This is a genomic window from Phenylobacterium sp., assembly GCF_020253645.1.
Lineage (GTDB): Bacteria > Pseudomonadota > Alphaproteobacteria > Caulobacterales > Caulobacteraceae > Phenylobacterium.
This window is the reverse complement of record NZ_JADCBG010000164.1, coordinates 1-4,035: the sequence shown is the minus strand read 5'-3', so window position 1 is coordinate 4,035 and position 4,035 is coordinate 1. Positions and strand designations below refer to the sequence as shown.

General features: G+C 73.1%; 5 protein-coding genes. All 5 read left to right on the top strand.

Features of this window, described 5'->3' with window-relative positions:
• A partial coding sequence (locus INE98_RS10965; protein ID WP_293538905.1) for a prephenate dehydrogenase dimerization domain-containing protein occupies positions 1-304 on the top strand: 304 nt, incomplete at its 5' end.
• Complete coding sequence (locus INE98_RS10960; RefSeq protein ID WP_293538903.1) at positions 301-630, top strand: SMR family transporter; 330 nt, start codon at positions 301-303, stop codon at positions 628-630. The genes INE98_RS10965 and INE98_RS10960, both read left to right, overlap by 4 nt.
• Before the next feature lie 59 nt (positions 631-689).
• Complete coding sequence (locus INE98_RS10955) at positions 690-3,461, top strand: ATP-dependent DNA helicase (RefSeq protein WP_293538901.1); 2,772 nt, start codon at positions 690-692, stop codon at positions 3,459-3,461.
• Between the two features lie 54 nt (positions 3,462-3,515).
• Positions 3,516-3,791, top strand: coding sequence for a hypothetical protein (locus tag INE98_RS10950; protein WP_293538900.1), 276 nt, complete (start codon positions 3,516-3,518; stop codon positions 3,789-3,791).
• The coding region (locus INE98_RS10945) for a hypothetical protein (RefSeq protein ID WP_293538898.1) at positions 3,788-4,035 on the top strand (248 nt) is incomplete at its 3' end. The genes INE98_RS10950 and INE98_RS10945, both read left to right, overlap by 4 nt.

Genomic DNA, 4,035 nt, shown 5'->3' with positions numbered 1-4,035 from the left:
CGAGGTGATGAAGTACTCGGCCGGCGGCTTCCGGGACTTCACCCGGATCGCCGCTTCGGATCCCACCATGTGGCGGGACATCTTCCTGGCCAACAAGGACGCCGTCCTTGAGATCCTCGGCCGTTTCACCGAGGACCTGCAGGCCCTCTCGCGGGCCATCCGGTGGGGCGAGGGCGACAAGCTGTTCGACCTGTTCAACCGCACCCGCGACATCCGCCGGGGCATCATCATCGCCGGACAGGAAAGCGCCGAGCCCAACTTCGGACGCGACCGCCCTGCAGCCGGGGACGGACCCTCCCGATGAGCGGCTATGCCTGGCTGGCGGGCGCCATCGCCACCGAGATCGTCAGCACCAGCCTGCTCAAACTCTCCGATGGCTTTTCCCGACCTCTGCCGGGTTTCGGGGCCATCGCCCTCGTCGCGGCGTCCTTCTACTGCCTGTCCCAGGCGCAGAAGACGATCCCCCTGGGCGTCGGCTACGCCATCTGGTCGGGGGTGGGCATACTGGCCATCACAGCCATAGGCTGGATCGGCTTCCGCCAGAGGCTGGATGTGCCGGCCATGCTCGGAATGGGCCTGATCCTCGCCGGAGTGCTGATCATCCGCCTCTTCTCACGGGCCGAGGCCTAGGTTCTGCCCGCCGCTCCGTTCCGGTTCCGTTTCGCGCCGGGCTGGGGTAGTCCACCCGGGTGAACCTTCCGCCCGCCCTGATTGTCCTGCCGGGTCCCAAGGCCGCCTTGGCGGAGGGGAACGGCGCGCGCGTGGTGCGGCCGCCGGAGGCGCGGGATCACTTCCGGGACGAAGGGGTCCTGGTCGTCCACGCCGCCCTGACCGCCCGGAGGCTGGGCCTGGAAGCGCCGACTCGCACCCCTCGGCTCCTCGATGTGCTGGAGCTCTTCGCCTTCGTCCGGCCCGGAGCCTTTACGGCGCCGTCGGCGGCGGGGCTCGCCCTCGCCCTCGGCGAACCTGAACCCGCAGGACCCGTCCAGATGGCTGAGGCCCTGCGCCGGGTCGCCGAACGGCTTCTTCAGGACCTCGCCGAGACCCCGACGCCCTCGCGCGAGGAGGCCCTGGCCCTGGCCGAGACCCTGGCCCGCGCCGGCTGGGCCTGGGGCCCGGCGGTGACGGCGGCCCTGCGGAGCCATCCGGTCAGCAACGCCTTCCGGAGCTCCGGCCTTGATGTCTGGACCCGGCTCGAGGAGTGGGAGGACCCTGGCCCGGCGGGAGAGCCCGGCGACGCCCCCGTCACTCCGGAGGTCTCGGTGAAACGCCTTGGCGTCCTGCTGGAACGTGCAGGCCTGGACGAGGACCGGACGGCGCAGGCGGAGTATGCGCGCGAGACCGCCTCTGTCTTCAAGCCCAGGGAGCGCGAGGGTCAGCCGCAGATGCTGCTGGCGGAGGCGGGGACCGGTATCGGCAAGACGCTGGGCTACCTGGCGCCGGCCTCCGCCTGGGCCGAGATGAACGGCCCGTCGGTCTGGATCTCCACCTACACCCGCGCCCTTCAGCGACAAATCGAGCGCGAGAGCGCCGTCCTCTTCCCGGACCTGGCGGAGCGGCGGCGCAGGGCGGTCGTCCGAAAGGGACGCGAGAATTATCTCTGCCTGCTCAACTTCCAGGACATGGCCAACGCGGCTCAGCTGGGATCGGGGGACCTGGTGGGCCTTGGGCTGACGGCGCGCTGGATCCGCGCCTCCCGGGACGGCGACATGACTGGCGGCGACTTCCCCGCCTGGCTGCCCGGACTGTTCGCCGGCCCCGCCGCCGGGCAGGCGAGCGCCGCCAACCTCGTGGACCGGCGGGGCGAGTGCATCCACGCCGGCTGTCCGCACTATCGCACCTGCTTCGTGGAAAAGGCGATCCGCGCCTCGCGCCGGGCCGACATCGTCATCGCCAACCACGCCCTGGTCATGGCCCAGGCGGCCTTCGACGGCGCCCGGGCGGGACGCGGGGCGCCGGAGGACGCGGAGTCCACCCGCCTGCGCCGGGTGGTGTTCGACGAGGGTCATCACCTGTTCGACGCGGCCGACTCCGCCTTCTCCACCGCCCTGTCGGGTCAGGAGGCGGTGGAGCTGAGGCGCTGGATCCGGGGGTCGGAGCGTCGGGGCCGCCGCGGACGCGGGCTGGAGGCCCGGGTCGGCGACCTCGTCGGCGCGGACGGACCGGCGCGGGAGGCGCTGCAGGCCGTCCTTCACACCGCGGGCCAGTTGCCCTCGGAGGGCTGGAGCGCGCGCATCACGGGCGCGGAGGGCGCTTCGGCCCAGGGGCCGGTCGAGGCCTTCCTGTCGGCGATGATTGTGCAACTTCGGGCCCGCAGCGACGCCGCCGACCCGGCCTGCGCCGCCCGCCCGGCCCTGGCGGAAGTCGTGGCGACCGGCCGCGCCGCCGCCGCAGCCCTGGCCGCCATCGAGGCCCCCCTGCTGGCCCTGACCCGGACCCTGGAGGACCTGCTGGACCAGGGCGCCGAGACCCTGACCGGGCCCGAGCGGGGCCGGATCGAGGGCGTGTTGCGCGGGCTGGACCGACGGGCCCGCATGACCCTGCCCGCCTGGCGCGGCATGCTGGCCACCCTCGAGGAAGAGGCCGGAGGCGAGGGCGGCGGCGACGACTTCGTCGACTGGTTCGAGGCCACGGTGATCAACGGGCGCTGGGTCGACGCGGCCTTCCGCCGGCACTGGGTCGACCCCACCGAGCCCCTCGCCCGCGCCGTGCTGGAGCCGGCCCACGGCGTGCTGGTCACCTCCGCGACCCTGACGGACGCCGCTGCCGAGGATCCCTTCGACCTGGCCGAGCTGAGGTCGGGGGGCCGCCGCCTCGCGGCGCCCCCTGCTCACCTGCGCCTCGCCTCGCCCTTCGACTACGCCGCCTGCGCCCGGGCCTTCGTGGTGACGGACGTCAGCAAGACCGACGCCCGTCAGGTATCGGCGGCCATGCGCGAGCTCTTCCTGGCGGCGGGCGGCGGAGGGCTCGGCCTCTTCACCGCCATCCGCCGGCTGAGGGCGGTGCACGACCAGATCGCGGCCCCGCTGGGCGACCGGGGCCTTTCCCTCTACGCCCAGCACGTCGACCCCCTGGAGGTCGGGGCCCTGGTGGACATCTTCCGGGCCGAGGTCGACTCCTGCCTGCTGGGCACGGACGCCGTCCGCGACGGGGTCGACGTGCCGGGGCGCAGCCTGCGCCTGCTGGTCTTCGACCGGGCGCCCTGGCCCCGGCCGGACCTCCTGCACAAGGCCCGCCGGGCGCGGTTCGGCGCTGGCTGGGACGACGCCATCGCCCGGGGCCGCATCGCCCAGGCCTTCGGCCGCCTGATCCGCCGGCAGGACGACAAGGGGGTCTTCGTCATGCTCGACGCCGCCACCCCGACCCGGCTGTTCGCCGCCCTGCCGGAGGGGGTCGAGGTCCAGCGCCTGACCCTGGTGGAGGTGCTGGAGGCGACCCGGGACTTCCTGGCCGGCGGGTGAGCGCTGGACTCAGGTCGCGCGCCTGCCCATGCTGGTCCCGCTTCGGGAGGCGACATGCTGCGACAGAAGGTGCTGGTGCTCTACCTGGCCAACTCGGCGCTGGATTCCGCCGTGGTGGGCTGGTCCCTGTTCGACGGGACGGGGCAGACCCGGCGCATGGCCGGCGACGAGGACGCCCCGCCCTATCCCACCGGCCTGCACGCCCTGCGCGACGGCTGGCGGCTGATCCAGGCCTCGCCCCTGCTGCCTCACGCCCGGGGCGAGGAGTTCGACCTCGCCTACCTGAAGTACGAGTTCCTGTTCGAACAGATCGTGGAGACCGGCGCATGAACGACCTGCCCCTGCTGTCCGCCGAGGCCATGGCCAGCTTCGCCGCCCGCGGATTCCTGCGCTTTGACGGCGTCGTCCCCGAGGACATCAACCGACAGTTCCTGGAGGAGATGGGCGACATCGACCCGCCCCGCCCTGGCCAGAAGATGAGGCGCACCTATGGCGAGATGCTGGCCCGGGCCGGCGTGCCGCAGGTCCCGGCGGGGGTGGCCCTGGCGCAGGCCTATCCCGAGGGCACGGCCCT